The sequence below is a fragment of the Alcanivorax sp. genome (genome assembly GCF_002733835.1).
In the GTDB taxonomy this organism is placed as follows: Bacteria; Pseudomonadota; Gammaproteobacteria; order Pseudomonadales; family Alcanivoracaceae; genus Alcanivorax.
Genome location: NZ_NVWY01000021.1, coordinates 1 through 23,457, shown reverse-complemented (window position 1 = coordinate 23,457; position 23,457 = coordinate 1). Strand labels below are relative to the sequence as shown.

The 23,457-nt window shown below is 56.9% G+C and carries 24 protein-coding genes and 1 tRNA gene; 9 read left to right on the top strand and 16 right to left on the bottom strand.

The window, feature by feature from the left end:
• Positions 1–13 precede the first annotated feature (13 nt).
• The 9 genes from der to ndk all read right to left on the bottom strand — a co-directional run bounded on the left by der (position 14) and on the right by ndk (position 9,178).
• On the bottom strand, positions 14–1,423 hold the full coding sequence (gene der, locus COA55_RS10420; protein WP_290502061.1) for a ribosome biogenesis GTPase Der: 1,410 nt from the start codon (positions 1,421–1,423) through the stop codon (positions 14–16).
• A gap of 108 nt (positions 1,424–1,531) precedes the next feature.
• Positions 1,532–2,674, bottom strand: coding sequence for an outer membrane protein assembly factor BamB (gene bamB / locus COA55_RS10415; RefSeq protein ID WP_290502059.1), 1,143 nt, complete (start codon positions 2,672–2,674; stop codon positions 1,532–1,534).
• On the bottom strand, positions 2,675–3,310 hold the full coding sequence (locus COA55_RS10410) for a tetratricopeptide repeat protein (RefSeq protein ID WP_231880574.1): 636 nt from the start codon (positions 3,308–3,310) through the stop codon (positions 2,675–2,677).
• A gap of 17 nt (positions 3,311–3,327) precedes the next feature.
• A complete protein-coding gene (hisS, locus tag COA55_RS10405; protein ID WP_290502075.1) occupies positions 3,328–4,572 on the bottom strand; it encodes a histidine--tRNA ligase in 1,245 nt (414 codons plus the stop codon).
• A gap of 121 nt (positions 4,573–4,693) precedes the next feature.
• Positions 4,694–5,812 (bottom strand): flavodoxin-dependent (E)-4-hydroxy-3-methylbut-2-enyl-diphosphate synthase, encoded by a 1,119-nt coding sequence (gene ispG, locus COA55_RS10400; RefSeq protein WP_063538139.1) that lies wholly within the window; start codon positions 5,810–5,812, stop codon positions 4,694–4,696.
• Between the two features lie 21 nt (positions 5,813–5,833).
• Positions 5,834–6,739 carry a RodZ domain-containing protein gene (locus tag COA55_RS10395; protein ID WP_290502056.1) on the bottom strand — a complete coding sequence of 302 codons (906 nt, stop codon included), beginning with the start codon at positions 6,737–6,739 and terminating at the stop codon, positions 5,834–5,836.
• A complete protein-coding gene (gene pilW, locus COA55_RS10390; RefSeq protein ID WP_290502054.1) occupies positions 6,736–7,521 on the bottom strand; it encodes a type IV pilus biogenesis/stability protein PilW in 786 nt (261 codons plus the stop codon). The genes COA55_RS10395 and pilW overlap by 4 nt, the downstream gene beginning before the upstream one ends.
• Positions 7,521–8,663: a 23S rRNA (adenine(2503)-C(2))-methyltransferase RlmN gene (gene rlmN, locus COA55_RS10385; protein WP_063520488.1), complete on the bottom strand. Its 1,143-nt coding sequence runs from the start codon at positions 8,661–8,663 to the stop codon at positions 7,521–7,523. Before rlmN ends, pilW begins: the two co-directional genes overlap by 1 nt.
• An 83-nt stretch (positions 8,664–8,746) precedes the next feature.
• On the bottom strand, positions 8,747–9,178 hold the full coding sequence (gene ndk, locus COA55_RS10380) for a nucleoside-diphosphate kinase (RefSeq protein WP_007148916.1): 432 nt from the start codon (positions 9,176–9,178) through the stop codon (positions 8,747–8,749).
• Positions 9,179–9,492: 314 nt separating this feature from the next.
• On the opposite strand from ndk, the gene sufB reads away from it, so the two are divergent.
• The 7 genes from sufB to COA55_RS10345 all read left to right on the top strand — a co-directional run bounded on the left by sufB (position 9,493) and on the right by COA55_RS10345 (position 15,752).
• Positions 9,493–10,932, top strand: a complete 1,440-nt coding sequence (sufB, locus tag COA55_RS10375) for a Fe-S cluster assembly protein SufB (protein WP_290502052.1) — start codon at positions 9,493–9,495, stop codon at positions 10,930–10,932.
• 75 nt (positions 10,933–11,007) lie between these two features.
• Positions 11,008–11,763 carry a Fe-S cluster assembly ATPase SufC gene (sufC, locus tag COA55_RS10370; RefSeq protein ID WP_290502049.1) on the top strand — a complete coding sequence of 252 codons (756 nt, stop codon included), beginning with the start codon at positions 11,008–11,010 and terminating at the stop codon, positions 11,761–11,763.
• Positions 11,760–12,989 (top strand): Fe-S cluster assembly protein SufD, encoded by a 1,230-nt coding sequence (gene sufD, locus COA55_RS10365; RefSeq protein ID WP_290502047.1) that lies wholly within the window; start codon positions 11,760–11,762, stop codon positions 12,987–12,989. Before sufC ends, sufD begins: the two co-directional genes overlap by 4 nt.
• Complete coding sequence (locus tag COA55_RS10360) at positions 12,989–14,197, top strand: SufS family cysteine desulfurase (RefSeq protein WP_290502073.1); 1,209 nt, start codon at positions 12,989–12,991, stop codon at positions 14,195–14,197. The genes sufD and COA55_RS10360 overlap by 1 nt, the downstream gene beginning before the upstream one ends.
• 81 nt (positions 14,198–14,278) lie before the next feature.
• Entirely contained in the window at positions 14,279–14,638 is a 360-nt protein-coding gene (locus COA55_RS10355; RefSeq protein ID WP_063519895.1) for an iron-sulfur cluster assembly accessory protein, read from the top strand.
• Positions 14,639–14,657: 19 nt separating this feature from the next.
• On the top strand, positions 14,658–15,200 hold the full coding sequence (gene sufT, locus COA55_RS10350; RefSeq protein WP_063538145.1) for a putative Fe-S cluster assembly protein SufT: 543 nt from the start codon (positions 14,658–14,660) through the stop codon (positions 15,198–15,200).
• A 102-nt stretch (positions 15,201–15,302) separates the two neighbouring features.
• Positions 15,303–15,752: a SufE family protein gene (locus tag COA55_RS10345; RefSeq protein WP_290502045.1), complete on the top strand. Its 450-nt coding sequence runs from the start codon at positions 15,303–15,305 to the stop codon at positions 15,750–15,752.
• A 188-nt stretch (positions 15,753–15,940) separates the two neighbouring features.
• On the opposite strand, the gene COA55_RS10340 is transcribed toward COA55_RS10345, so the two are convergent.
• From COA55_RS10340 to iscR, 3 genes are all read right to left on the bottom strand, one after another.
• On the bottom strand, positions 15,941–16,522 hold the full coding sequence (locus COA55_RS10340) for a heme NO-binding domain-containing protein (RefSeq protein WP_063519603.1): 582 nt from the start codon (positions 16,520–16,522) through the stop codon (positions 15,941–15,943).
• A gap of 178 nt (positions 16,523–16,700) precedes the next feature.
• The gene (locus COA55_RS10335; protein ID WP_290502043.1) at positions 16,701–17,852 is read right to left on the bottom strand and encodes an IscS subfamily cysteine desulfurase; all 1,152 of its coding nucleotides are present in this window, start codon (positions 17,850–17,852) and stop codon (positions 16,701–16,703) included.
• 58 nt (positions 17,853–17,910) lie between these two features.
• Complete coding sequence (gene iscR / locus COA55_RS10330; protein ID WP_290502041.1) at positions 17,911–18,375, bottom strand: Fe-S cluster assembly transcriptional regulator IscR; 465 nt, start codon at positions 18,373–18,375, stop codon at positions 17,911–17,913.
• Positions 18,376–18,613: 238 nt separating this feature from the next.
• Here iscR and COA55_RS10325 point away from each other — a divergent pair.
• Positions 18,614–18,690, top strand: a tRNA-Met gene (locus COA55_RS10325).
• A gap of 84 nt (positions 18,691–18,774) precedes the next feature.
• Here COA55_RS10325 and COA55_RS10320 read toward each other — a convergent pair.
• From COA55_RS10320 to COA55_RS10310, 3 genes are all read right to left on the bottom strand, one after another.
• A complete protein-coding gene (locus COA55_RS10320; protein ID WP_290502039.1) occupies positions 18,775–19,197 on the bottom strand; it encodes a hypothetical protein in 423 nt (140 codons plus the stop codon).
• A 204-nt stretch (positions 19,198–19,401) separates the two neighbouring features.
• Positions 19,402–20,640, bottom strand: a complete 1,239-nt coding sequence (locus COA55_RS10315) for a type II toxin-antitoxin system HipA family toxin (RefSeq protein WP_290502037.1) — start codon at positions 20,638–20,640, stop codon at positions 19,402–19,404.
• Positions 20,633–20,872 carry a helix-turn-helix transcriptional regulator gene (locus tag COA55_RS10310; protein ID WP_290502035.1) on the bottom strand — a complete coding sequence of 80 codons (240 nt, stop codon included), beginning with the start codon at positions 20,870–20,872 and terminating at the stop codon, positions 20,633–20,635. Before COA55_RS10310 ends, COA55_RS10315 begins: the two co-directional genes overlap by 8 nt.
• Positions 20,873–21,233: 361 nt before the next feature.
• Here COA55_RS10310 and COA55_RS10305 point away from each other — a divergent pair, with 361 nt between their 5' ends.
• On the top strand, positions 21,234–21,785 hold the full coding sequence (locus tag COA55_RS10305; protein ID WP_290502033.1) for a hypothetical protein: 552 nt from the start codon (positions 21,234–21,236) through the stop codon (positions 21,783–21,785).
• A gap of 27 nt (positions 21,786–21,812) precedes the next feature.
• Here COA55_RS10305 and COA55_RS10300 read toward each other — a convergent pair whose 3' ends face one another.
• The gene (locus COA55_RS10300) at positions 21,813–23,162 is read right to left on the bottom strand and encodes a HEPN domain-containing protein (protein ID WP_290502031.1); all 1,350 of its coding nucleotides are present in this window, start codon (positions 23,160–23,162) and stop codon (positions 21,813–21,815) included.
• Positions 23,163–23,457 lie beyond the last annotated feature (295 nt).

Sequence of the window (23,457 nt, the reverse complement as noted above, 5' to 3'; positions counted from 1 at the left end):
TCAGCGAGGCAGGTTATTTTTTCATTCGCTTGATCATCCGTTTGCGCTTATGCACCTGGCGATCGGTGAGCACATTTTTGCGCCCTTCATACGGATTCGTACCGGACTTGAATTCCAGCCGGATCGGCGTGCCTTCCAGTTTAAGCAGTTCGCGGAAACGGTTTTCCAGAAACTTCTTGTAGCTGGCAGGCAGGGCTTCCGTGCGGTTGCCATGCAGCACCAGCGTCGGCGGATTGTTACCGCCCAGGTGAGCATAACGCAATTTTGCGCGAAAGCGCCCATTGCGCGGTGGCGGATGACCGTTGGTGATTTCTTCCATCATCCGGGTCAGTTCGTTGGTGCCGATCTTGATAAAGGCGCTGTCCCAGGCCTGCTCCACCATGCCCCAGAGGTCCCCCACCCCGGTGCCATGCAGTGCAGAAATAAACTTGATCTTCACCCAGGGGGCGAACTCCAGCCGTCGCCCCAGATTCACCCGCACCCGCTCTTTATGGTCCGCTTCCAAACCATCCCACTTGTTCACCGCGATCATCAGAGCTCGACCGCTGTCCAGGGCATAGCCCAACAGGTGCAGGTCCTGGTCGGTAATGCCTTCGCGGGCATCGATGACCACCACGACCACCTGGGCCGCTTCCATGGCCTGCAACGCCTTGATCACGGAAAACTTCTCGACCATTTCGTAGACTTTACCGCGCCGCCGGACCCCGGCGGTGTCGATCAGGGTATAGGCGCGCCCCATGCGCTCGAATGGCACCTCAATGGAGTCCCGTGTGGTCCCGGCATGGTCGAACACCACCACCCGTTCTTCGCCGAGCATGCGGTTGATCAGGGTGGATTTGCCCACATTGGGGCGCCCCAGCACGGCCACACGAATGCTGTCTTCGCCGGGCTTCTTGGAGGTGCGATGTTCGCCTTCCGGCAGCAGCTCCAGATCCGTAAACCCTTCCAGAATATGCTCGATCATGCTGGTCACACCGCGACCATGGGCCGCCGCGATCGGCAGCACCTCGGTAAGGCCCAGCGCAAAAAACTCGGACATGGCCGAATCCGCGTCCACACCATCGGTCTTGTTGACGATCAGGTAGGTAGGTTTGGGCAGCTTGCGCAACTCGCTGGCAATCTGTTCATCGGCGGCGGTCAGGCCGGCACGGCCGTCCACCATAAACAACACCACATCGGCTTCGCCCACGGCCTGCAGGGATTGACTGGTCATCGGCACATCGATGCCGTCATCGTTCTCGCCGATACCGCCGGTATCCACCACCGTGTACAAATAGCCGCCCAGCTGGCCATCCCCGTATTTGCGGTCACGGGTAAGCCCCGGGAAATCGGCCACCAGGGCATCCCGGGTACGGGTCAGTCGGTTGAAGAGTGTGGATTTGCCCACATTGGGCCGCCCCACCAGGGCGATTACCGGCTTCATAGTCATCTCAACGAGGTTTCAACGGCGCTATGGTAACGCCAAAGGGGGATTCAAACGAAAAAATCTGCGCGGGGCGCAGATTTTTCAGGTATCGAGAAACCGGACCGGTTATTTGGGGCGCACCGTGTAGGCCGCCAGTTTGCCGTCGTAACTCAACACATAAAGGGTGTCTTCATAGCTGACCGGGGTACCCGCAAAGCCGTCACCGTCGTGCTTCTTACGGGCCACCAGGGTGCCGTCATCCGCATCCATCCAGTGCAGGTAGCCTTCAAAATCACCCACCACCATCAGGTCGCCCTGCACGGCAGTGCCGGTCAGTCGGCGGCCGTACAGCTTGTCTTGCTGCCAGAGCACGCTACCGGTGCGCTGGTCCACGGACCGCACCACACCAACATCATCCGCCACAAACAAGCGACCACCGCTGGCACTAATCACCTGGGCACTGGACATTTCCTTGCCCCAGTACTGACGGCCATTAATCTGGTCCGCCACGCCCAGCTTGCCCTGGAAAGCCACGGCGAAAACCCCGCCACCTTCCACGATCATGTTGCCATCCACATCGGTGAGACGATCGAGCTCGGAGCGGCCGGTGGGTTCGGCAATACGCTGCTCCCAGGCGGGCACGCCGGTCTCAACGTCCAGGGCCGCCAGCTTGGCATTGGCAAAACCGGCATACACACGCCCATCCGCAATGGCAGGCTGGGCCAGGCCACGCAGGGTCAGGGTGGGCACCGGGGTTTCATAATCCCACACCTGATCCCCCGTAGTGGCGTCCAGCGCCGTTACATGGCCATCCTGGGTCTGGAATACGGCGATGGTGCCGTTGCTGTTGGGGATCGCCAGCGCTTCACCGGAAAGCTGGGTACGCCACAGCTCTTCACCCGTTTCCATGGACAGGGCCACAGCCATGCCTTCACGGGTGCCATAGAGCACCATGCCGTAACCGGCGTAAAAACCGCCGCCGATACGATCTTCGGTTTTCACCCGCCACTGGCGCTTGCCCTTGTCACGGCTGATGGCATACACCTCACCGAACACATCACCGGCAAATACCTGTTGCTGGGTAACGGCCGGGCGCAGGGTCAGCTGGCTGTCTTCCACCCCGTTGCCCACACCTTCTTTCCAGAGCCGTTTTACCTTGTAGCTGGCATCAAAATCCGGCAAGTCATTGGGCTCAATGGCATTCGGGTTGGAGCTACAACCGGCCAGCAACAGGCTGGCCAGTGCGAAGGGGAGAAGGAAATATTTCATTTAGCTCTTCAGGTCATCCAGTTTCATCTGCACACGGTCTTTTTCACCGTTGTCCTGCAGGGTTTCCAGCGCCTGGGTATACGCCTCTGTGGCGGCCTGCTGGTCGTCACGGGCTTTTGCCAGGTCGCCACGCAGCTCCAGCGCCATGCCATTAAAGGCAGCCGGGAAGCTGTGATCGAGCTCGGCGGCGGCTTTATCGTAGGCCTGCTGCTGCAGCAACACACGCACCAGGCGCAGACGTGCCGTGTAAGTCAGCGCATCGGTGGCGCCGTCGTCAGCCACATCTTGCAGCAGGGAAGCGGCTTTATCGTACTCGCCCGCCTGTACCGCCAGGCGCGCCTGGGCCAGGCTGGCATAGTCCGCATAGGCGCTGCCGGGGAAATCCTCTTTCAGGGCTTGCGCCTGTTTGTTCACTGCCGCTTCATCCACTTGCTGTGCGGTCAGCGATTCCACCAACACCTGATACTGCCTGGACGCTTCGGAGGACTGCTCCCCTTGATGGCCTTGCCACTCACGCCAGCCAATCAGGGCTGCCACGGCCAGTACCACGGTAATAATCGCGGCGGTACCGTTCTTCTGCCACCACTCTTTAAGCAGCTCCGCCTGTTCCTCTTCATCGCGCATGTAATCTGCCACCCTGCTCTCCTTTCTTATTAATTGTCCGCCAGGAGCGCTACCAGCTCACTGGCAACCTGATCCCGGGATACTTGCTGCTGCTCGCCCTGGCCACGCAGGGGTTTGACCATAACACTGTTACTGGCCAGTTCATCCTCGCCGATAATCAAGGCCACCGCGGCACCGCTGCGATCGGCTTTTTTCATCTGGCTTTTGAAGCTGCCACCACCGCAGTGCAACTGGATTGCACGGCCGGGCAAGGCATCGCGAAGCTGTTCGGACAATGCCATGGTGGATGCCAATACATCCCCCATGGCCATCACATAGACGTCCACCGGCGCCGACAGTTCCGGCTTTTCCTGCTCGATAAGCAAAATCAGCCGCTCGACCCCCATGGCGAAGCCCACCGCCGGGGTCGGCTTGCCGCCCAACTGCTCCACCAGCCCGTCGTAGCGACCGCCGGCACAGACGGTGCCCTGGGCGCCGAGGGCATCGGTGACCCACTCGAAAACGGTCTTGCCGTAATAATCCAGCCCGCGCACCAGATACGGGTTCACTTTATAAGCAATGCCACTGGCATCGAGCAAGGCTTTCAGCCCTTCAAAATGGGCGACAGCCTCGTCATTCAGGTAATCGGCCAGCTGCGGCGCATCCTTGAGTACCTCGCGGGTGCCAGGGTCCTTGCTGTCGAGCACGCGCAGCGGGCTGCGCTCCAGACGCTTCTGGGAGTCCCCATCCAGGGCATCAAAGTGTGTTTTCAGATAATCCACCAGCGCATCGCGATAGCGCGACCGGTCCGCACTGTCACCCAGGGAGTTCAGCTCCAGCGTGACCTTGTCGGCCAGGCCCAGGGCTTTCCACAGACGTGCAGTAAGCAGGATGACTTCAGCATCGATATCCGGGCCGGTCATGCCGAAGGTTTCCACTCCAATCTGGTGGAACTGGCGATAACGACCGGCCTGGGGACGCTCGTGGCGGAACATGGGGCCGGTGTACCACAACCGCTGGGTCTGGTTGTACAACAGGCCATGCTGCTCACAAGCACGCACACAGCTGGCCGTGCCTTCCGGACGCAGGGTCAGGCTGTCGCCGTTACGATCATCGAAGGTGTACATTTCCTTTTCGACGATATCGGTCACCTCACCGATGCTGCGCTTGAACAGATCGGTCTGCTCCACGATGGGCATACGGATTTCCTGGTAGCCATAGCTGGCCAGCACCGCCCCCACTTTTGCTTCCAGCCACTGCCACAGCCCCGTCTGTTCCGGCAGGATATCGTTCATCCCGCGGATGGAGGTGACCTTTTTATTGACTGCCTTGCTCACAGAATTTCCTTAAAAAACGCAGAACGCTGGACACCTGGCACCGGACGCTAATCCACGCCCGACCAAGATCCCACGCCGTCTATTCACTACGGGCAATAATGCCCCTCTCTTCATCTTCTCGCTGTTTCTTGACTTTGGCGCGCACCATTCGCTCAAGCTCGTCGACCAGATCATCAGCGGTGATGTGATGGCTTTTTTCACCGTCGCGGTAGGCCAGATTATTGGGCGTGCCACCGGTGAGGCCCACATCCACCTCACGGGCTTCGCCCGGGCCATTTACCAGGCAACCAATCACCGCCAGATCAACGGATTCGTTGATGTCTTCCAGTCGCGCTTCCAGCTCGTTCACGGTCTTGATCACATCAAAGTTTTGTCGTGAACAGCTGGGGCAGGCAATAATGTTTACGCCTTTCTTGCGCAGGTTCAGGCTTTTCAGAATATCAAAACCGACCCGCACTTCTTCCACCGGGTCGGCGGCCAGGGAAATGCGGATGGTATCGCCGATGCCTTCCATGAGCAGTGAACCCAGCGCCACGGCGGATTTCACTGTGCCGGAACGGAAGGTCCCCGCTTCGGTGACACCCAGGTGTAGGGGCTGCTCCAGCTGGGCAGACAGCTTGCGGTAGGCCTGAAGGGTCATGAAGACGTTGGAGGCCTTCACACTGACCTTGAAGTCCTGAAAATCATAGCGGTCGAGAATGTCCGCATGGCGCATGGCGGATTCCACCAGGGCGTCGGACGTGGGCTCGCCGTATTTACGCTGTAATTCTTTTTCCAGGGAGCCGGCGTTCACGCCGATACGGATTGGTAATCCCTTGTCCTTGGCGCACTGAATCACTGCCTTGATACGGTCTTCGCGGCCAATATTGCCGGGGTTGATACGCAGGCAATCCACACCCTGCTCAGCCACCGCCAAGGCAATCTTGTAGTCGTAATGGATATCCGCCACCAACGGCACATCCACCTGCTTGCGAATTTTGCCAAAAGCCTCGGCGGCATCCATGGACGGCACCGACACCCGCACGATATCCACACCGGCATCCTGTAAACGGCGGATCTGGCCAACGGTGGCGTCCACATCACAGGTTTCGGTATTGGTCATGCTTTGTACGGAGATCGGGGCATCGCCACCGACAGGGACATTCCCCACCATGATTTGGCGGGTTTTACGACGTTGGATTTTAACTTCCGGTTCCATGGTGTTTTCTACCCTCGCGAATCAGGGAGCGGAGATTCGCACAACTTTACCGGGGGAATCCGTCGGCAAGGTGACAGCGCTGCCGTTGACCAGCAACTCGTCCACCGCGCCGGCGTTACCGAGAGTCAGGCTGAATGGCGCTTTACCATCCAGCATCAGGGATGCGCCACCGGATTGCTCGCCCTGGCGCAGAGTGCGCCCGGTGGCATCGGTGACCTTGATCCAGCAATTGCTGGTGAAACTGAGTAGCAGACGATCCAGACCATTAGCCGCGAGCATGGACGAGCCATCATCGCTCTGCTCAGCCGAGCTGCCATCAGCCTGGGGATCGCTAGCGGAGCTGGCATCAGTCTCATCATCCTGCATACCGTCGTCAGTGATGCCTTCGCCGTCAAGATCCGCGCTCGCCGGAGCAGCCCCGGAATCCATGCCACCGAAACCGTCAACAGCGCCGCCAGAGGGCTGAGCGCCAACACTGTCATTCATGTTTTCCAGCTCGGCCTCCTGCTCTGTCGCCGGCGTTTGTTCCGGCAGCGCAGGCAATTCGCCGCTGGCAGGCCAGAGCGCCCACAACAGCGCCACCAGCACCGCCAGCGCCAGTGCGATCAGCACGGGTTTTCGCCAGGCCGAAGGCGGCGGCGCAATGGACGGCAACTGCAGCGGCTTGTCCAACACATCGTCATTAACCATTTGCTGGAAGGTGTTGGCGATTTCATCCGCCGGCAGCCCGAGCAGCCGCGCGTAATTGCGCAGATACCCTTTAACAAAGGTCGCTTCCGGCAAGCGCTCGTAATCGTCCGCATCCAGGCTCTGCAGGTAGGTCAGCGACAAGTGCAAACGCTGGGCCGCCTGTGCCTGGGTCATGCCCTGGGCTTCACGGGCTTTGCGACAACGTTCGCCGGGTAATACCACCATGTCATCGCTCATTGCTGCGCTCCTTTTGCTTGCTCAGCTTTCCATTCCTGCCACTGACGGTATTCGCCAGAGCGGCGGTACAAATTATCCAGCGCCAGCTCATAGCTGGATTGCTGGTTGCGGTAGCCCAACGAATTGGACAGTTGAATCCCCAACCACAGGGCCCGGGCACTCTGACGACCAGTGCGCTGTACATATTGCTGGTAATAATCCCAGGCCAGGCGGCCACGATCTTCATCGAAATACAGTTGCGCCAACTCCAGGTTGGGCTGAACGGAACGCGGATTCAGGCGCAGTGCTTTCACATAGGCATTGCGAGCATCGTCATCGTTCCCCAGTTTCTGGTAACAGCGGCCCATGTTTTCCCAGGCGCTGCCGCGACCTTCATAGGACGGATCGTTAGCGGCTTTCTTGAAATGCTTGAGCGCTTCCTTGTACTCGCCACGGCCATACAGCAAGGTGCCGTAGTTATTCAGCGCCGGGGAGTAATGGCGATCCGCATCCAGCGCCTTGCGGTAATGGTATTCTTCGTTGGCGGGATCCTGCTCGTACTTATAAAGCAAGGCCATGGCGTTGTGCGCAACGGCACTGTCATCATCCAGGCTCAGCGCGCGGGAAAAGTGACGGCGCGCTTCTGACGGGCTGCCTTGCTGCAGGTACTGCAGCCCGGCGGCCACACGGCTATTTACCGCTTCATCCACTTTCACCTGTGGCCCATCGTCCACCGTCACACACCCGGCGGCCAAAAATCCTGCAAAACACAGGATAAAAATAACCTGAAAAAAACGTTTCATTAGGTCTGCGCTGTGTTGTTATCGGTTTGTTCGGCGCGGTGAAAAATGGATTCCTTCCAGCGCTCACTGCGCCGGGTGCGGTCCTTCACCTGCCCCACTAACTGACCACAAGCGGCATCAATATCATCGCCGCGCGTTGTCCTGACCGTGGTCATTACTCCATTGTCATTCAGGTACTTGTGGAACTCCAAAATATCGTTCTTGCGTGACCGCTCATAACCGGCATGCGGAAAGGGGTTAAACGGAATCAGATTAACCTTCACGGGAATGCCGTTAAGCAGTTTAACCAATTGGCGGGCATGTTCCGGCTTGTCGTTCACATCCCGCAACATCACATATTCCATGGTGATGGTGTTATGGCGGTGGGTAATATTCTTGCTGTAACTCTTGCAGGCCGCCATCAGGTCTTTCAGCGGATACTTGCGGTTCAGCGGCACCAGCTGGTTACGCAGCTCGTCATTGGGTGCGTGCAGGCTTACCGCCAGGGACACATCCAAATCCTCGCTGAGCTGATTCATCTTCGGAATCACCCCGGAGGTAGACAGGGTGATACGTTTTTTACCGATGCCGTAGCCCAGATCATCTTTCATGATCCGCATGGCCGTAAGCACCTTGTCGTAATTAAGCAGCGGCTCGCCCATACCCATCATCACCACATTGGTAATCGGGTGCTGACCCAGGTTACGGCGCGGGCCAAAGGCGCGGCTTGCCTGCCACACCTGACCGATGATCTCGGCGCTGGTCATGTCGCGCTGAAAGCCCTGTTTGCCAGTGGAGCAGAAGCTGCAATCCACGGCGCAGCCCACCTGGGATGAAACACACAGGGTGCCGCGACGACCATCGGGAATAAATACGGTTTCCACGGCACCGCCGTTATCCATTTCGAACACCCATTTACGGGTGCCGTCACGGCTGATGCTCTCGTGGGTTACCTTCGGGCCGCGGATTTCCGCCACCTCGGACAATTTCTGGCGCAATGCCTTACCCACATCGGTCATTTGCTCAAAGGAATCCGCCTGGTGGTGGTGGATCCATTTCAGCACCTGCTGGGCACGGAATTTTTTCTCCCCCATGGTCAGGAAGAACTCTTCCATTTGCGGGCGAGAAAGGCCGAGCAGATTTACCTTCTGTTGGGCAGTCATAGCATTCTCCAATAGGAAACCGGGTTTCCTTTAAACGCCAACCACGGCCCAAGGCCGTGGTTGGTATTGCACGCAAGCGGATATTAGCTGGCGCGCGGGCACAGTTCTTCGTCGGAGAAGAAGTAGGCCAGTTCGCGGGCGGCAGACTCGGTGGAGTCAGAACCATGGACCGCGTTTGCGTCGATTGTTTCCGCAAAATCTGCACGGATAGTGCCGGCTTCGGCTTCTTTCGGGTTGGTAGCACCCATCAGATCACGGTTTTTGGCAACCGCGTCTTCGCCTTCCAGCACCTGTACAACCACAGGACCGCTGGTCATGAAGCCCACCAGATCCTTGAAGAAAGGACGCTCTTTGTGCTCAGCGTAGAAGCCGCCCGCCTTTTCGTCGCTCAGGTGTACCATTTTCATGGCAACCACGCTCAGGCCAGCCTTCTCGAAACGGGTAACGATTTCGCCGATCACGTTCTTGGCCACGGCATCAGGCTTGATGATAGAGAGTGTGCGCTCAACAGCCATCAGTCAGTTCACTCCAGATTTGCGTTAAAATGTGGTCCTCGGCAACAGCAAAGGCTGCCCGGGGCAATGACAGGGGCGATCGCTGACCGGTCAAAGCCGTCAGTTACACCACCCCCTGGAACCGGCGGATTATACGCAAGCGGGGCGAATTATGATACCGTTGCCGCCCCGTCGGAGGCGCCCATGTCCTGCTGTTGCCGGGGGCGCCCATTTTCTTCCTCGCCCCCTATTCGACAGCGCCCTGTAATGGCGTATAATACCCGACTAAATTACTCTGGTATTTCCAACACCACCTGAACCGCAGGCCCTGATCTATGAGCCAAGCCGAACTGGACAAGCTGATTCGCTCCAACTACGAGGCCGGTTTCACCACCACGGTGGACACCGAGACCCTGCCCCCCGGGCTGAGCGAGGAGGTCATCCGTTTTCTGTCCGCCAAGAAAGGCGAACCGGAATGGATGCTGGAATGGCGTCTGGACAGCTACCACAAGTGGCTGGAGATGACCCCCCCGGACTGGGCCCACCTGCATCACCCGCCCATCGACGTCAACGAGGTGTCCTTTTATTCCAAGCCCAAGAGCCTGGACGACGCCCCGAAAAGCCTGGATGAGGTAGACCCGGAGCTGCTGGCCACCTATGAAAAACTGGGCATACCCCTGCACGAGCAGGAAATGCTCGCAGGCGTGGCCGTGGATGTGGTGTTCGACTCTTCTTCCGTATTCACCACCTTCAAGGAAAAACTGTGGGAAGCCGGGGTCATCTTCTGCTCCATTTCCGAAGCGATTCAGGAATACCCGGAACTGATTCAGAAATACATGGGCTCCGTGGTACCCAAGGGCGACAACTTCTACGCCGCCCTGAACAGCGCCGTGTTCTCTGACGGTTCCTTTGTGTACATCCCCAAGGGCGTACGCTGCCCCATGGAGCTGTCCACCTACTTCCGCATCAACGAAGCCAACACCGGCCAGTTCGAGCGCACCCTGATCATTGCCGACGAAGGCAGCTATGTGAGCTACCTGGAAGGTTGCACCGCCCCCCAGCGCGACGAAAACCAGCTGCACGCCGCCGTGGTCGAGCTGGTGGCCATGCCCGGTGCCGAGATCAAGTACTCCACCGTGCAGAACTGGTATCCCGGCGACGAAAACGGCAAGGGTGGCATCTACAACTTCGTCACCAAGCGCGGCGTGGCCCACGACAACAGCAAGATCAGCTGGACCCAGGTGGAAACCGGCTCTGCCATTACCTGGAAGTACCCGTCCGTGATCCTGCGTGGTGACAACAGCATCGGTGAATTCTACTCCGTGGCCCTGACCCGCCACATGCAGCAGGCGGACACCGGCACCAAGATGATCCACCTGGGCAAGAACACCAAGAGCACCATTATTTCCAAGGGCATTTCCGCCGGGCGCAGCAGCAACAGCTACCGCGGCCTGGTGCGGATCAGCCCCCGGGCAGAAAACGCCCGCAACTTCACCCAGTGCGACTCCCTGCTGCTGGGCGACACCTGCGGCGCGCACACCTTCCCGTACATCGAGTCGAAAAACCCCTCGGCCACCATCGAACACGAGGCCACCACCTCCAAGGTGAGTGACGACCAGATGTTCCTGTGCCGCCAGCGCGGTATCGACCCGGAGAAGGCGGTTTCCATGATCGTGAACGGCTTCTGTAAAGAGGTGTTCAAGGAACTGCCCATGGAATTTGCCGTGGAAGCGGGCAAGTTGCTGGAAGTCAGCCTGGAAGGCGCAGTGGGCTAAGCCCCGACTTCACCGAACAACACCCTGAATTAACTCGGGCCGGATTCCCGGCCCAATCGAAAGGCGCATCAAAACATGCTGGAAATTCGTGATCTTCACGCCACCGTGGCGGACAAGCCGATTCTCAAGGGCCTCAACCTCACCGTGAACCCGGGCGAGGTACACGCCATCATGGGCCCCAATGGCTCCGGCAAATCCACCCTGGCCAACGTGCTGGCCGGTCGTGACAACTACGCAATCACCGGCGGTGAAGCCCTGTTTGAAGGCAAGAGCCTGGCAAAACAGGAGCCGGAAGAGCGCGCCCAGGCGGGCCTGTTCCTGGCCTTCCAGTATCCGGTGGAAATCCCCGGCGTCTCCAACATGGAATTTCTCAAAGCGGCACTGGAATCCGTACGCGGTGCCCAGGGCAAGGAAGAGTGGGATTCGGTCACCCTGCTCCGCCAGGCCCGTGCCGCCTGCAAACAGGTGAATCTGGACGCCAGCTTCCTCAAGCGTGGCGTCAACGAAGGCTTCTCCGGCGGCGAGAAAAAGCGCAATGAAATCATGCAGATGCTTTTGATGGAACCGAAGCTGGCACTGCTCGATGAAACCGACTCCGGCCTCGACATCGACGCCCTGCAAACCGTGGCCAAGGGGGTCAACTCCCTGCGCAGCCCGGAGCGCGGCATCGTGCTGGTGACTCACTATCAGCGCCTGCTGGACTACATCGTGCCGGACTTCGTGCACGTGCTGTCCAACGGCCAGATCATCAAATCCGGCGGCAAGGAACTGGCCCACGAACTGGAAGAGAAAGGCTATGGCTGGTTGACCGGAGAAGAGGAGTCCGCATGAGTCTCTCCGCTTCTGCCCTGGCGCAGGAACTGAAAAGCCAAGCGCTGACCAACGCAAACAACAGCGGTAGCAAAGGCGATGCCCTGGCCGCCCTGGAAGCGGCCAGCTTCCCGGAGCGCAAGACTGAGCGCTGGAAGTACACCTCGCTGCAGGCACTGGCCGATGGCCATCTCAATGCCATCGCCGACGGCGAGATCAGCCAACCGCTGCCTGCTCTGTCTGAGCATGTGGTGACGATCAACAACGGCCAGCTGGTCAGCCACAACCTGCCCGATGGCGTGAGTCTGTCCCACGACGGCCCTGCCATCAACGGCCTGCAGACCCCGTTTGCCTTTTACAACAGCGCCGTCGCCAGCCAGCCAGTAGTACTCACCGTGGCCGCCAACACCCGCATAGAGCAGCCCATCCATGTGCAGCTCCAGTCTGCCAGCGATACCCCTGCGCACTGCAGCCCGCGCCTGGTGGTGGTATTGAATCAGGGCGCCGAAGCCGCCGTGATCGAACATTACCATGCAGAGGGCCAGACCCTGAGCAACGCAGTGACCGCCCTGGTCACCGCCGACAATGCCCAGCTGACCCACTACCGGCTTCAGGGCGAGCAGGCCAGCAGCCTGCACATCGGCACCTTGATCATTGATCAGCAAGGCATCAGCAAGGTCGACAGCTACCAGCTGATGACCGGCAACCGCCTGCGTCGTAACGACGTGCGCGCCCTGGTCAACAAAAGCGGCGCCGAACTGAACATGAAAGGCATCTTCGTAGTCCGCGACAACAGCCACGTGGACAACCAGCTGTGCGTGGAACACGCCGTGCCCAACTGTGAATCGGACCAGAACTTCAAAGGCCTGGCCGGCGAAAGTGGCAAGGCGGTCTTCAACGGCCGCATCCACATTCACCCCGGTGCCAGCGGCACCAACGCCGAGCTGTCCAACAAGAATCTGCTGCTCAATCCCGGTGCGGAGATCAACACCAAGCCGGAGCTGGAAATCTATAACGACGACGTAAAGTGTGCCCACGGCACCACCGTCGGCCAGCTCGATGCCATGCAGCAGTTCTACCTGCAATCGCGCGGCATTCCGGCGGCCGAAGCCAAGCGCATGCTGAGCCTGGGCTTCGTCAACGAACTGCTGATGACCCTGCCCCACGAGAAAGTGGCCGAATGGGCCACCCCCTGGCTGGAAGCCGAGCTGGCCCACACCACGCCGGCGGGAGAATCTGCCGCGTGATGGATATCCAGGCGCTGCGCGCACAATTTCCGATTCTCGACCAACAGGTGAACGGCAAGCCGCTGGTCTACCTGGATAACGGCGCTACCACCCAGAAACCGGTGGCGGTGCTGGAAGCGCTGGATAACTACTACCGCACGGTGAATTCCAACGTGCACCGTGGCGCTCATTACCTGAGCGACGAAGCCACCAGCCAGTTCGAAGGTGCCCGCGAAACCGTGGCGACCTTCCTCAACGCCAGCCGCGAAGAAATCCTGTGGACCAAGGGCACCACCGAGTCCATCAACATGGTGGCCCAGTGCGTGGCCCGTGAGCGCCTGCAGCCCGGCGATGAAGTGCTGTTCGGTACCAGCGAGCACCACGCCAACATCGTCCCCTGGCAGCAGGCCTGCGCCGCCACCGGCGCCACACTGAAAGTGATCCCGCTGCGTGACGACTGCAGCCTGGATCAGGACGCCTTCGTCCAGCTGCTCAGCGAGAAAACCAAAATCTTCGCCATTGGCCATGCCAGCAATGCGCTGGGCACGCTGAACCCGGTGAAAGAGATGGTTGCCCGCGCGAAAGCCGCCGGCGCCATCACCTTGATCGACGGCGCTCAGGCCGTGGCCCACTTCCCGGTGGACGTGCAGGATCTCGACGTGGATTTCTATGCGTTTTCCGGGCATAAGCTATTTGGCCCCACCGGTATCGGCGTGCTCTATGGCCGCCGCGAACTGCTGGAAGCCATGCCGCCCTACCAGACCGGCGGGGAAATGATTGAAACCGTCAGCTTCGAAGCAAGCACCTGGAATCAGCTGCCTTACAAATTCGAAGCGGGCACGCCCAACATCGCCGGCGCCATCGGCCTGGCCGCCGCCATTGAGTGGCTGAACCACCAGGATCGCCCGGCCCTGGCCGTCCACGAAGACGCCCTGCTGGCCCGCGCCACCGAGCGCGCACACGCCTGCGACGGCTTGAAAATCATCGGCACCGCCACCAGCAAGGTGAGTGTACTGTCCTTTTTGCTGGACGGTGGCCACCCGGCCGATGTGGGCATGCTGCTGGACAAGCAGGGCATCGCCGTTCGCACCGGACACCACTGCACCATGCCATTGATGGATACTTTGGGTATTCCCGGTACTGTCAGAGCCTCATTCTCGATTTATAATACGCTGGAAGAGGTGGATCGCCTGTTCGAAGGTCTGGAGAAGGTCAAAACCTTCCTGTGACACCAGGCACACCTGATCCGGCTTTTTCGCGTCAAACGTCGGGCGTTCAGCGTCTGGCGTTTCATGCAAGGTAGGTAACACATGACCGTTCAGACATTCCAGCCCGGCCAGGTCACCCTCAACCTGACCGAGGCAGCCAACCAACAGGCCCTGCGTGAAATCCAGCGGGCCAATGCCGCCGGTATTCGCCTGGATCTGGACGAGTCCGGCTGCTCCGGGTTCATGTACACCCTGGACTTCGTGGACGAACCCAAGGACGGCGACAAGCTGTTCGAGATCGACGGCGTGAACCTCTACGTACCGGAAAAATGGCTGCCCATGCTCAACGGCCTGGTCATCGACTACGTCACCGAAGGCGTCAACAGCCTGTTCAAGTTCCGCAACCCCAACGCCACCGGCGAATGCGGCTGCGGCGAAAGTTTTACGGTAGACGACGTCTAACCACCGGCCAGGGAAGACAATGGCAGACCAACGCACGGTAGTGGTTCAACGCGACGTTCCGGCCCGCAAGGTACCGGACGGCACCCGTATTACCATTCCCAAGAACAGCTTCGTGAACCTTCGCCAGGCGCTGGGTGGCACCTATACCGTCACCATCAACGGCAACATGGCACGCATCGACGGCACCGACGCCGATGCCATCGGCCAGGAACCGCTGGAGCTGGATTTTGCGCCCGCCAATGACGACGGCAGCGTGCGCGACGATGACCTGAACACCGTCCTGGAAACCATTTTCGACCCGGAAATTCCGGTGAGCATCATGGCGCTGGGTCTGGTCTACGGCTGCGATGTCATCCAGCGAGACGGGCAAAACGTGGTGCAGGTACGCATGACCCTGACCGCCCCCAACTGCGGCATGGGCCCGGTGCTGGTGGGCGACGTGGAAGACCGGCTCGGCAAAGTCCCCAACGTGGACAAGGTGGAAGTGGCCCTGGTGTTCGACCCGCCCTGGAGCCGCGAGATGATCAGCGAAGAAGCCCAGCTCGAACTGGGGATGTTCTAAATTTACGCCAGACGCTCGACGCCAAACGCCAGACCAGGAAAACCCTCACCGGTTTAGCGTCAGGCATCAGGCGTCCAGCGTCAGGCCACGGAGCTCAACGACGTGCAATTTGATATTCGCAGCATCAAACTTGGCAAGGACGTGACCGCCGAGGACATTGCCGAGGATCTGGAATTTCTGGATGACTGGGAAGAGCGGTATCGCTATATCATCGACCTGGGCAAGCAGCTGCCCGGCTTGCCCGATGAGCTGAAAACCGAAGACCGTTTTGTGCGCGGCTGCCAGAGCCAGGTGTGGTTGGAAACCGATTACGACAGGGATGCCGACACCCTGTATCTGGCAGTGGACTCCGATGCGCTGATCGTGAAAGGGCTGGCGGCCATTGTGCTGTCGGCGCTCAATCAGCAATCCCCCCAGGGCATTCATGACTACGACATGGACGGCTTCTTCGACCGTATCGACCTGCTCGGCCACCTGAGCCCCACCCGTGGCAACGGCCTGCGCGCCATGGTCGCCAAGATCAAACAACAGGCCGCCCAGCTGGCCGCCTGAACTGCGACCCCTTTCTCCGTAGGAGCGGCGCTCGAGCCGCGAACCTGCTTGCCAGAGCCTTCCGGGTGCGGTTCGCGCCTCAAGAGGCACTCCTACAAAATCAAGCCGCCACCTGTAGATCGTGCGGTTACGAAGGGACCCAGCGCCTGTCCTGACTTTTCGCGGCGGAACCACCGCTCCACAAAAACCTAACCCACGTCCTGGTTCGCCAGGCACTGCGAGTGCAGCTGAAACAGAAAACGGCATTCGCCACTCTGCGTACCATCCTCTGCCGCAATCTCTTCCGCGGCCAATAATTGCGCCGTTTCCTGAAAGTGCTCGGCCAGGCCTTTAACCGCCCCCAGAATCATCGGCGCCATATTACGGTGTGAAAGGTAGTGAATTTCCAGCGTGTCTTCACCGCACTGGCGGACCTGAATATTCGGCGCACTGGCGGCCGGGTCCTTGAGTTTCAGCACCCGCTCATGGATGGTCTGCATATTCAGCAGCAGCGCCTGGGTGCCCCAATCCGCCGGAATCATGGCCTGGTACATGCGCACCAGCGGGCCAATGACCCACTCACCAAAATCCGCCAGCAAGTCCTCCCGGCGCAGGCCGGTGGCATTCACTGCCGCCTCCAGCAGCGCCTCCATTTCCGCATCCGGGTACAGGGCCACCGGCAGGTAGGTTTTTCCGTCAAGCCCGGCACCGGCAATCACATCGCCCCAGGCATCCGCACCAAGAAATTCATCCAGGTAAGTTTTGAAGTTGGAAACGATGACACCATGCATGGCACGTCCTCGCGATCAGTGCGGTTAATCCTCACTGAGAACAAAGCAAAAGCCATACCGGAAAAAGGACCTCTGAGCGGCCCGGAAACACCGCCGGGCAAGGTTCGCCCGGGCGGTGGAGACAACACAGTGCCGGAAACCGTCACATTCTTCCCCAGACGGTCCCCGGTCGCTGCTGTCAGGCGGACACGGTACGCAGTCGCGACACCGCGTCGGTCACCGACGCGATGGCGCGCTCGATATCCTCAGCCGTGGTAAAACGCCCCACGGAAAAACGTACCGACCCATGGGCCAGCGCATCTTCAACCCCCATGGCCTTGAGCACATAGGAAGGCTCCAGCGAGGCCGACGTACACGCCGAACCGGACGACACCGCCACGCCATTCATGGCCGTCAGCAGCATCTCACCGTCCACGCCGTCGAACGCTACATTCAGGTGCCCCGGCAAACGCGGGGCGCCCTCGCCGTTCACACTCACGCCGCCCAGCGCCTCAATGCCTTGCCACAGTCGGTCCCGCAACGCGCCGATGCGAGGCCCTTCTTCATCCCTCAAGGACCCGGCCAACGCAAACGCCTCTCCCATGCCCACAATCTGGTGCGTGGCCAGGGTGCCCGAGCGCATGCCACGCTCATGGCCACCGCCGTGAATCTGCGCGGCCACTTTCACGTCCGGAGAACGGCGCACATACAAGGCGCCGATACCCTTGGGGCCGTAGACCTTGTGAGCACACACTGACACCAGATCCACCGGCAGGGTTTTCACGTCGAGGGGCAGCTTGCCCACAGACTGGGCGGCATCCGTGTGAAACAGCACGCCACGCTCGCGGCACAGTGCACCGATGGCGGCGATATCATTGATCACCCCGGTCTCGTTATTGGCGTGCATCACGCTCACCAGCACCGTGTCCTCACGCATGGCATCCGCCACGCTCTGCAGGCTCACCTGGCCGTTTTTCTCCGGCTTCAGGTAGGTAACCGCATGGCCCTGGCTTTCCAGCCAGCCACAGGCATCCAGTACGGCCTTGTGTTCGGTGGCACTGGTAATCACGTGGCCGCCGCCACGGGCATCGATGGCCCCTTTCAGCGCCAGGTTATTGGCCTCGGTGGCGCCACTGGTCCACACCACTTCGCGGGGGTCCGCATTCAACAGGTCGGCAACCTGACGACGGGCTGATTCCACCGCTTCTTCCGCCAACCAACCGTACAGGTGGCTGCGTGATGCGGGGTTAGCAAAGGTGCCCTCAGGGCCAAGATGACGGACCATAGCGTCCACCACCACCGGGTCTACCGGAGTGGTCGCCGCATAGTCCAGGTAAACGGCATTACTCATGATGGGTATCGTATGGCTGGTATCGGGTTACTGAGGCCGGCAGCGCACCGGCACACAATCAAAGACTGCTGACGGGCAAGCGCTGCTGCTGTCGATCCTGGCGCTGGGCCACATGCCGTACTTCCTGGCGGGCCACCAGCTCTCCCAGCGTAATACCGCTGAGAAAATCCTGAATCTGGTCGGACAGATCGCACCACAGGTGATGGGTCAGGCAGGTATCGCCTTCCTGACAATCCCCATGGCCACCACAACGGGTAGCATCCACCGACTCATCCACCGCCGCAATCACCGCCGCCACGTCAATCTGCTCACCGTCCCGGCTCAGCTGATAGCCGCCGCCGGGGCCACGCACGCTGCTCACCAGCCCATTACGGCGAAGCTTGGCAAACAACTGTTCCAGGTAGGAAATGGAAATACCCTGACGCTCGGAAATATCCGCCAACGACACCGGCCCCGTCGCTGCATGCAGCGCCAGATCCAGCATCGCGGTTACCGCATAGCGGCCTTTGGTCGTCAAACGCATATCCACACCTTTCTTGCGTGTATTTAAAGAGTGAGAGTAGTAATCCCGAGCAATTTGGTCAAGTATTCTTGCTTTGCAAGACTAACGAATCCAGCCATCAAATGATAGTGATTTTCATTTACAGGGCAACTATGGCAGATTCCCTGCCCCACAAGCAACTTCTGATCAAACATTACCCAGCCTCACCGGCAATGCTTGACACCCGCCCCCACCTCACGGAAAATTCGCGACCTCAAATGGCAAGGTAGCTCAGCTGGTTAGAGCACAGCACTCATAATGCTGGGGTCGGCGGTTCAAGTCCGCCCCTTGCTACCAGACAAAGAAAAGGGCCTGACGACAACGTCAGGCCCTTTTTGTTTTGGTGATCCTTTTTCTCTCCATCCGAATCGCACCAGACCCCTAAATCCCCCCAAGCGTCTTATCAATTTCGGCAAGTGCCGCCTCGGGATCTTTCATTATCTCAGCAAAGTCCATGATTCGCCCTGTAATGACACCAGCTGAAAAACAGAAAACGTGTGTAATCACGTTAATGCCTCCAGTATCAATGCCGACGAGAACTCCCAAGAAACAGGTCAGGACAAGGTACGCTAGCCAGACAGTGATTTTTCCTTGTCCGTAGGGAGGAGAAGTCGTGAAAGCCAGAATTTCAACACGCTCGCGGTGAAGAAAGCGAACCCTCGCGGCCTTCATAAAACCAAGAAGTTTTCGAAAAACATGGATTGTCGCCACAATCCCACTAACGTATGTAAAGATCATCAAAACCAGTTCATGAAGATTCATAGTTCCCTCTAAATCAATCATCCGCTCAGGCGCGCTAGCCACAAGCGCCCCCTTCCGATATTCGTTTGTGTAGGTCGTGTTAGCCGCAAGGCGTAACCCGACAGACCGCACAAGCCAATGCGAACCTCAACGGCTTGGCGCTACAGCCTGATCACGCGGGACACCTTTTCAGTTGTGTAGGTCGTGTTAGCCGCAAGGCGTAACCCGACAGACCGCACAAGCCAATGCCAACCTCAACGGCTTCGCCTACAACCTGATCACGCGGGACACCTTGTCAGCATCCTCACCAGACACACCGGCAACCGACGCGAATTCCTGCCATCGTTCAACGGCGCTAATCACTTCGCGGGCAGCTTCTTGCACTTTGCTTTGCGGCAACGAAAAAATACGCCCGGCCTGCAGCGCCTCGGTCGGGGTGGGCGGGTAGGCCTGATATTGATAACTGGCTGCGTGGTGCATATTGATGGTGAGGCTCGGCACCAGATCATAGGCAGGCGCTAAGTGATAGCCCCGCTCACTGAACATCAGGCTGAAATTTCGTTCGTGGTCATCGGTGTTATTGATGGCACGGTTGAACAGCATCAGTTTCAGTAGCTGTATCAGATCCTCCTCCACCCGGCAGGAGTGCTTTTTGATCAAGTCGCACACATGGTCATAACGAAACGCATGACCAAGATCCATCTGCGAAGTGGGCTCCTTGAGCAGCCCGTTGACAGTGATCAAGTGCTTTCTCGCTTGCCCATCAGTATCAAAACGCTCCAGCAACAGCACTTCGCGCCCATTGATCCCTTCAATAACTTTGCCGCCCTTCATGTGAATCCCTGCCGCCTGCGCCATGCGCAAGCAAGCCAGCTCAACCCGGGCATTGTTATAGCGATCTTGGGTTATGCGGTTGAACTTGGCCAGGTACTGGCCCGCGTCATCAAACAGCAGTGCTTTCGGCCGTGCGCCGCCCACACCAGTGCCCGCATTGGCCAAATACACCAGGCTCATTTCATCAGGCGCCACGCTACCAAAGTCCATCTGGTCAATCTGCTGGGCCGCCTGCTCCGCCGCCCGGAGGTGCTCAATAGTATGGCCGGCATCGAAGCGCGGCGCCTCACCTTGCGCCACCAGAGAAAGCGCACCAACACGGCTATGGCCAAGCATGGCCAGCGTGTCGATGATGCTATGGGCATTCAGTACCTTTTTGTCCCGCAAAAGGGCCAGCTGGACCAGAACCTTCCGGCCCCAGTCATCAGGCAGATAATCATCCAGAAAAGCAGGACTTGCCCCCCGTTGGCACTCAAATTCAAAAGCGGCAGCACGCAGCGGAAGCTGAACAGGATCAAGCGGGAACGCCAAGCGGTGGTTTAAATAGTCAGGGCGATACCGAAACCCGACCCGGGTCAGGAAACCGGACTCCTCCAGCAGCACCACATCGGCGGCCTGCACTACCCCCGTATCAGCGGTATTGAGGTATAAATCGTAGCGCTGCCTAATCATCGAACAGACTCTGCGTTGGCTTCAGCAAGGTATGGAAAGGCGCATCCAAGCCCAGCAACGCTGCCGCCTGAAAGTATTTACCCAGAGACACACTGAGATCCCCCTTTTCCATCCGCTGCAACGTTGCGCGGCCCACGCCAATGCGCAGGGCAAAATCGTCCAGGGTGTCATTGGGGTAAGCCTTCTGTCGCGCCTGGCGCAGGTTTTGGCCTATCTGGGTGAGAGTATCCATACCTATAAAATACTCATATATGAGTAAAAAGCAATGAAAGTTACCATAAATACTCATATATGAGTACATGACAATCAGGCAAAAGCTAATAACCTGCCCTTGGTACACGCTATCACGCACGCACGGGCGCCCGTCCCTATTTCTGCTCGAACAGAACTTGCATATAATGAACCCTGTTCGGAAAGTTCAGCAAATAATACGTTTCAATCTCAGGGAAGGGATATGAACACACCACGCCAAGGCAGCAAGAAAGCGAGCACTGGAGCAAGGCCGAAGAGCCATACAGATCAGCACAGACACCGACAAACACCTAAAAGAAAATTCGGTACGCGCTAATTCGTTTTCTGTAAGAGAAAATCAAATGCTTTCAGCAAACCAGTATATTTTTATAATTTTTGCTGCGCCCCTTTTATTACTTGCAACAACATCAGCCAGCGCATTACTTATTATGAAAGCGAAATACCAAAACAAAAAGAAAACAACCTGGATAATATTAGTCCTAGAATATGCAACTTCAAATGAATCATTTAGCTTTTATGATCTATGCGAAAAAACCAAACTTACAAAAGAGCAAAAAGAACAATTAAGATGGATGATTCATGACAAACAAATCCTCTCCAATCCTTATTCAAACTTTAGACATCACACGCGGATCGAAAACGGGAAGCATGAAAAATCAGCAATGCTATACGCTGGGGCAGAAGACCATTTCAAATTATTAGAATATGTAGAATTGCAAGAAGCACGCGCATCTTCGAGGACGGCCAACAAGTTTGCCATAGCAGCACTTATTGTATCGATCATTTCCTTTTCTTATTCCGCATATCAATCAAAAAAGTCCATGAACACTGCCATAAAGCTCCCGGCAAGGTTTTACGAGGTCATGCAGGGCATACCCCACGAAAAAAAATAGTACAAAGAAACCTTCAACCTATAGAGATCATCCGCCAAATTTTTTATTATCAATAAATTCTATCAGGTGATTTTTATCCCTAAAATATCTATAATTATTAATAGCACAAACAAAAAAAGCCCAAAAATTTTTAAAGAAAAGGGAAAGCTCTTTCAGCTCCGCGATAGAGTGCCCGTGATGCAAGTATTGGGATCTAAACCCATAAACAACTTTAAGGTTTCTAATGACCTCTTTCCTAGAGCCACCATCTTCGCATATAAAAAAAGCCATCCTTTCAGCTATATTCTGCTGAATAGGCTCACTCTGATTCTTTAACAACGTAGACTCGAGAGCAGAAAGAATATAAACAAGCTTCTCAAGAGGATCAGAGGTGAAAGCTGACTTAGAGTATAAAAATGCAAGATTCAACACCGTTTCTTCATATGAGCTAAGCTTTTCCTTTAATGAAAGCTCAGATAATATACCAAGGCCAGCTTGCGCAAAGGCATCCAAGTCTCTTTCACGAATAAACCATGTCCTAGAAGAAGCAACATCAAGGATACCTTCTTTGATAGTTATATTACCCTCACTTGAATTAATGGTGGCATAGAAAGGAATACTTTCAGAACCCTTTGGCCTTGAAGCACACTTCAAGTCAGGCATCAACGCAGCTCCAGAATATATCCCCAGAAGGTCACAGATTTTGTTTGCCAAATCCAGACAATACTCGCTTGCATAATCAGGCTCACAAAGCAACACAACCTCTACAACAGCATAACCTTGATATTTTCTGCGGAAGCGATCGAGAAAATCATTTTTTCTATCCACTAATTCTTTTGATTCTTGACCTAACCCCTCTGCCATTCTATCAACATAGGTTTCGGACAAGTTTTTTATAACAGCCCCGCAAAAGTCAAAAGGAACCTCAACAATTAAATTTGATATCGGAACAAGCATTGTAAATTCTGAAACTGATTTTTCACCCTCATTTATAAGGACAGTTATAAAATCATTATCCGGCCCCGCTCCCGTAAATTTATTCTTGACCCACCTATAAATACAATCTTCGACAAACCTTCGGCTCAATCTTTCACTAAATGCAGGAAGCCTCTGTATTTTTTCTGCAATAGCCACTAGCTTTTCGTATTTCTCCCCCTGCAAGCCATATTTTTTACCATCAAACACAAAGAATCGGCCAACAGTATTACCTTTATAATCACTTACTGACTCCTCTATATCTCCAATAACATCAGCTTCGGAAATTGTGGAAGCAATAAATACGTCAGATTGAAACTGCTTTTTTGGTGATCGATCACTTTTATCCTCTTCTACGAGATCAATAAGATCTCGAACCTTAGAATCAAAATTACTCCTCGCTGACGGATGAATATCAAACATAGCCCCCCCCCTGATAAGGCTTCAACGTAAACAGATAAAAAACTCAACAACAACTCATATAGATTGACCACAAGCTAACCGTTGAGGCACGCAGAGGCAAATAACGGCAACAATAGAGCCTCAAGTAACTCAATAGCCATGAAAAGGAATTTTGTGAAATGGTCAATTCGTTCTCATAATGCTGGGGTCGGCGGTTCAAGTCCGCCCCTTGCTACCAGACAAACAAAAAAGGGCCTGACGTTACCGTCAGGCCCTTTTTTGTTTGGGAACAAGCAAGCCCTACATAAACTGATAC

What these genes read in the sequence shown, in the direction of transcription:
- der (WP_290502061.1), bottom strand. Translation starts at nt 1,423, where the DNA reads ATGAAGCCGGTAATCGCCCTGGTGGGGCGGCCCAATGTGGGCAAATCC.
- bamB (WP_290502059.1), bottom strand. Translation starts at nt 2,674, where the DNA reads ATGAAATATTTCCTTCTCCCCTTCGCACTGGCCAGCCTGTTGCTGGCC.
- hisS (WP_290502075.1), bottom strand. Translation starts at nt 4,572, where the DNA reads ATGAACGATATCCTGCCGGAACAGACGGGGCTGTGGCAGTGGCTGGAA.
- ispG (WP_063538139.1), bottom strand. Translation starts at nt 5,812, where the DNA reads ATGGAACCGGAAGTTAAAATCCAACGTCGTAAAACCCGCCAAATCATG.
- COA55_RS10395 (WP_290502056.1), bottom strand. Translation starts at nt 6,739, where the DNA reads ATGAGCGATGACATGGTGGTATTACCCGGCGAACGTTGTCGCAAAGCC.
- pilW (WP_290502054.1), bottom strand. Translation starts at nt 7,521, where the DNA reads ATGAAACGTTTTTTTCAGGTTATTTTTATCCTGTGTTTTGCAGGATTT.
- rlmN (WP_063520488.1), bottom strand. Translation starts at nt 8,663, where the DNA reads ATGACTGCCCAACAGAAGGTAAATCTGCTCGGCCTTTCTCGCCCGCAA.
- ndk (WP_007148916.1), bottom strand. Translation starts at nt 9,178, where the DNA reads ATGGCTGTTGAGCGCACACTCTCTATCATCAAGCCTGATGCCGTGGCC.
- sufB (WP_290502052.1), top strand. Translation starts at nt 9,493, where the DNA reads ATGAGCCAAGCCGAACTGGACAAGCTGATTCGCTCCAACTACGAGGCC.
- sufC (WP_290502049.1), top strand. Translation starts at nt 11,008, where the DNA reads ATGCTGGAAATTCGTGATCTTCACGCCACCGTGGCGGACAAGCCGATT.
- sufD (WP_290502047.1), top strand. Translation starts at nt 11,760, where the DNA reads ATGAGTCTCTCCGCTTCTGCCCTGGCGCAGGAACTGAAAAGCCAAGCG.
- COA55_RS10360 (WP_290502073.1), top strand. Translation starts at nt 12,989, where the DNA reads ATGGATATCCAGGCGCTGCGCGCACAATTTCCGATTCTCGACCAACAG.
- COA55_RS10355 (WP_063519895.1), top strand. Translation starts at nt 14,279, where the DNA reads ATGACCGTTCAGACATTCCAGCCCGGCCAGGTCACCCTCAACCTGACC.
- sufT (WP_063538145.1), top strand. Translation starts at nt 14,658, where the DNA reads ATGGCAGACCAACGCACGGTAGTGGTTCAACGCGACGTTCCGGCCCGC.
- COA55_RS10340 (WP_063519603.1), bottom strand. Translation starts at nt 16,522, where the DNA reads ATGCATGGTGTCATCGTTTCCAACTTCAAAACTTACCTGGATGAATTT.
- COA55_RS10335 (WP_290502043.1), bottom strand. Translation starts at nt 17,852, where the DNA reads ATGAGTAATGCCGTTTACCTGGACTATGCGGCGACCACTCCGGTAGAC.
- iscR (WP_290502041.1), bottom strand. Translation starts at nt 18,375, where the DNA reads ATGCGTTTGACGACCAAAGGCCGCTATGCGGTAACCGCGATGCTGGAT.
- COA55_RS10315 (WP_290502037.1), bottom strand. Translation starts at nt 20,640, where the DNA reads ATGATTAGGCAGCGCTACGATTTATACCTCAATACCGCTGATACGGGG.
- COA55_RS10310 (WP_290502035.1), bottom strand. Translation starts at nt 20,872, where the DNA reads ATGGATACTCTCACCCAGATAGGCCAAAACCTGCGCCAGGCGCGACAG.
- COA55_RS10305 (WP_290502033.1), top strand. Translation starts at nt 21,234, where the DNA reads ATGCTTTCAGCAAACCAGTATATTTTTATAATTTTTGCTGCGCCCCTT.
- COA55_RS10300 (WP_290502031.1), bottom strand. Translation starts at nt 23,162, where the DNA reads ATGTTTGATATTCATCCGTCAGCGAGGAGTAATTTTGATTCTAAGGTT.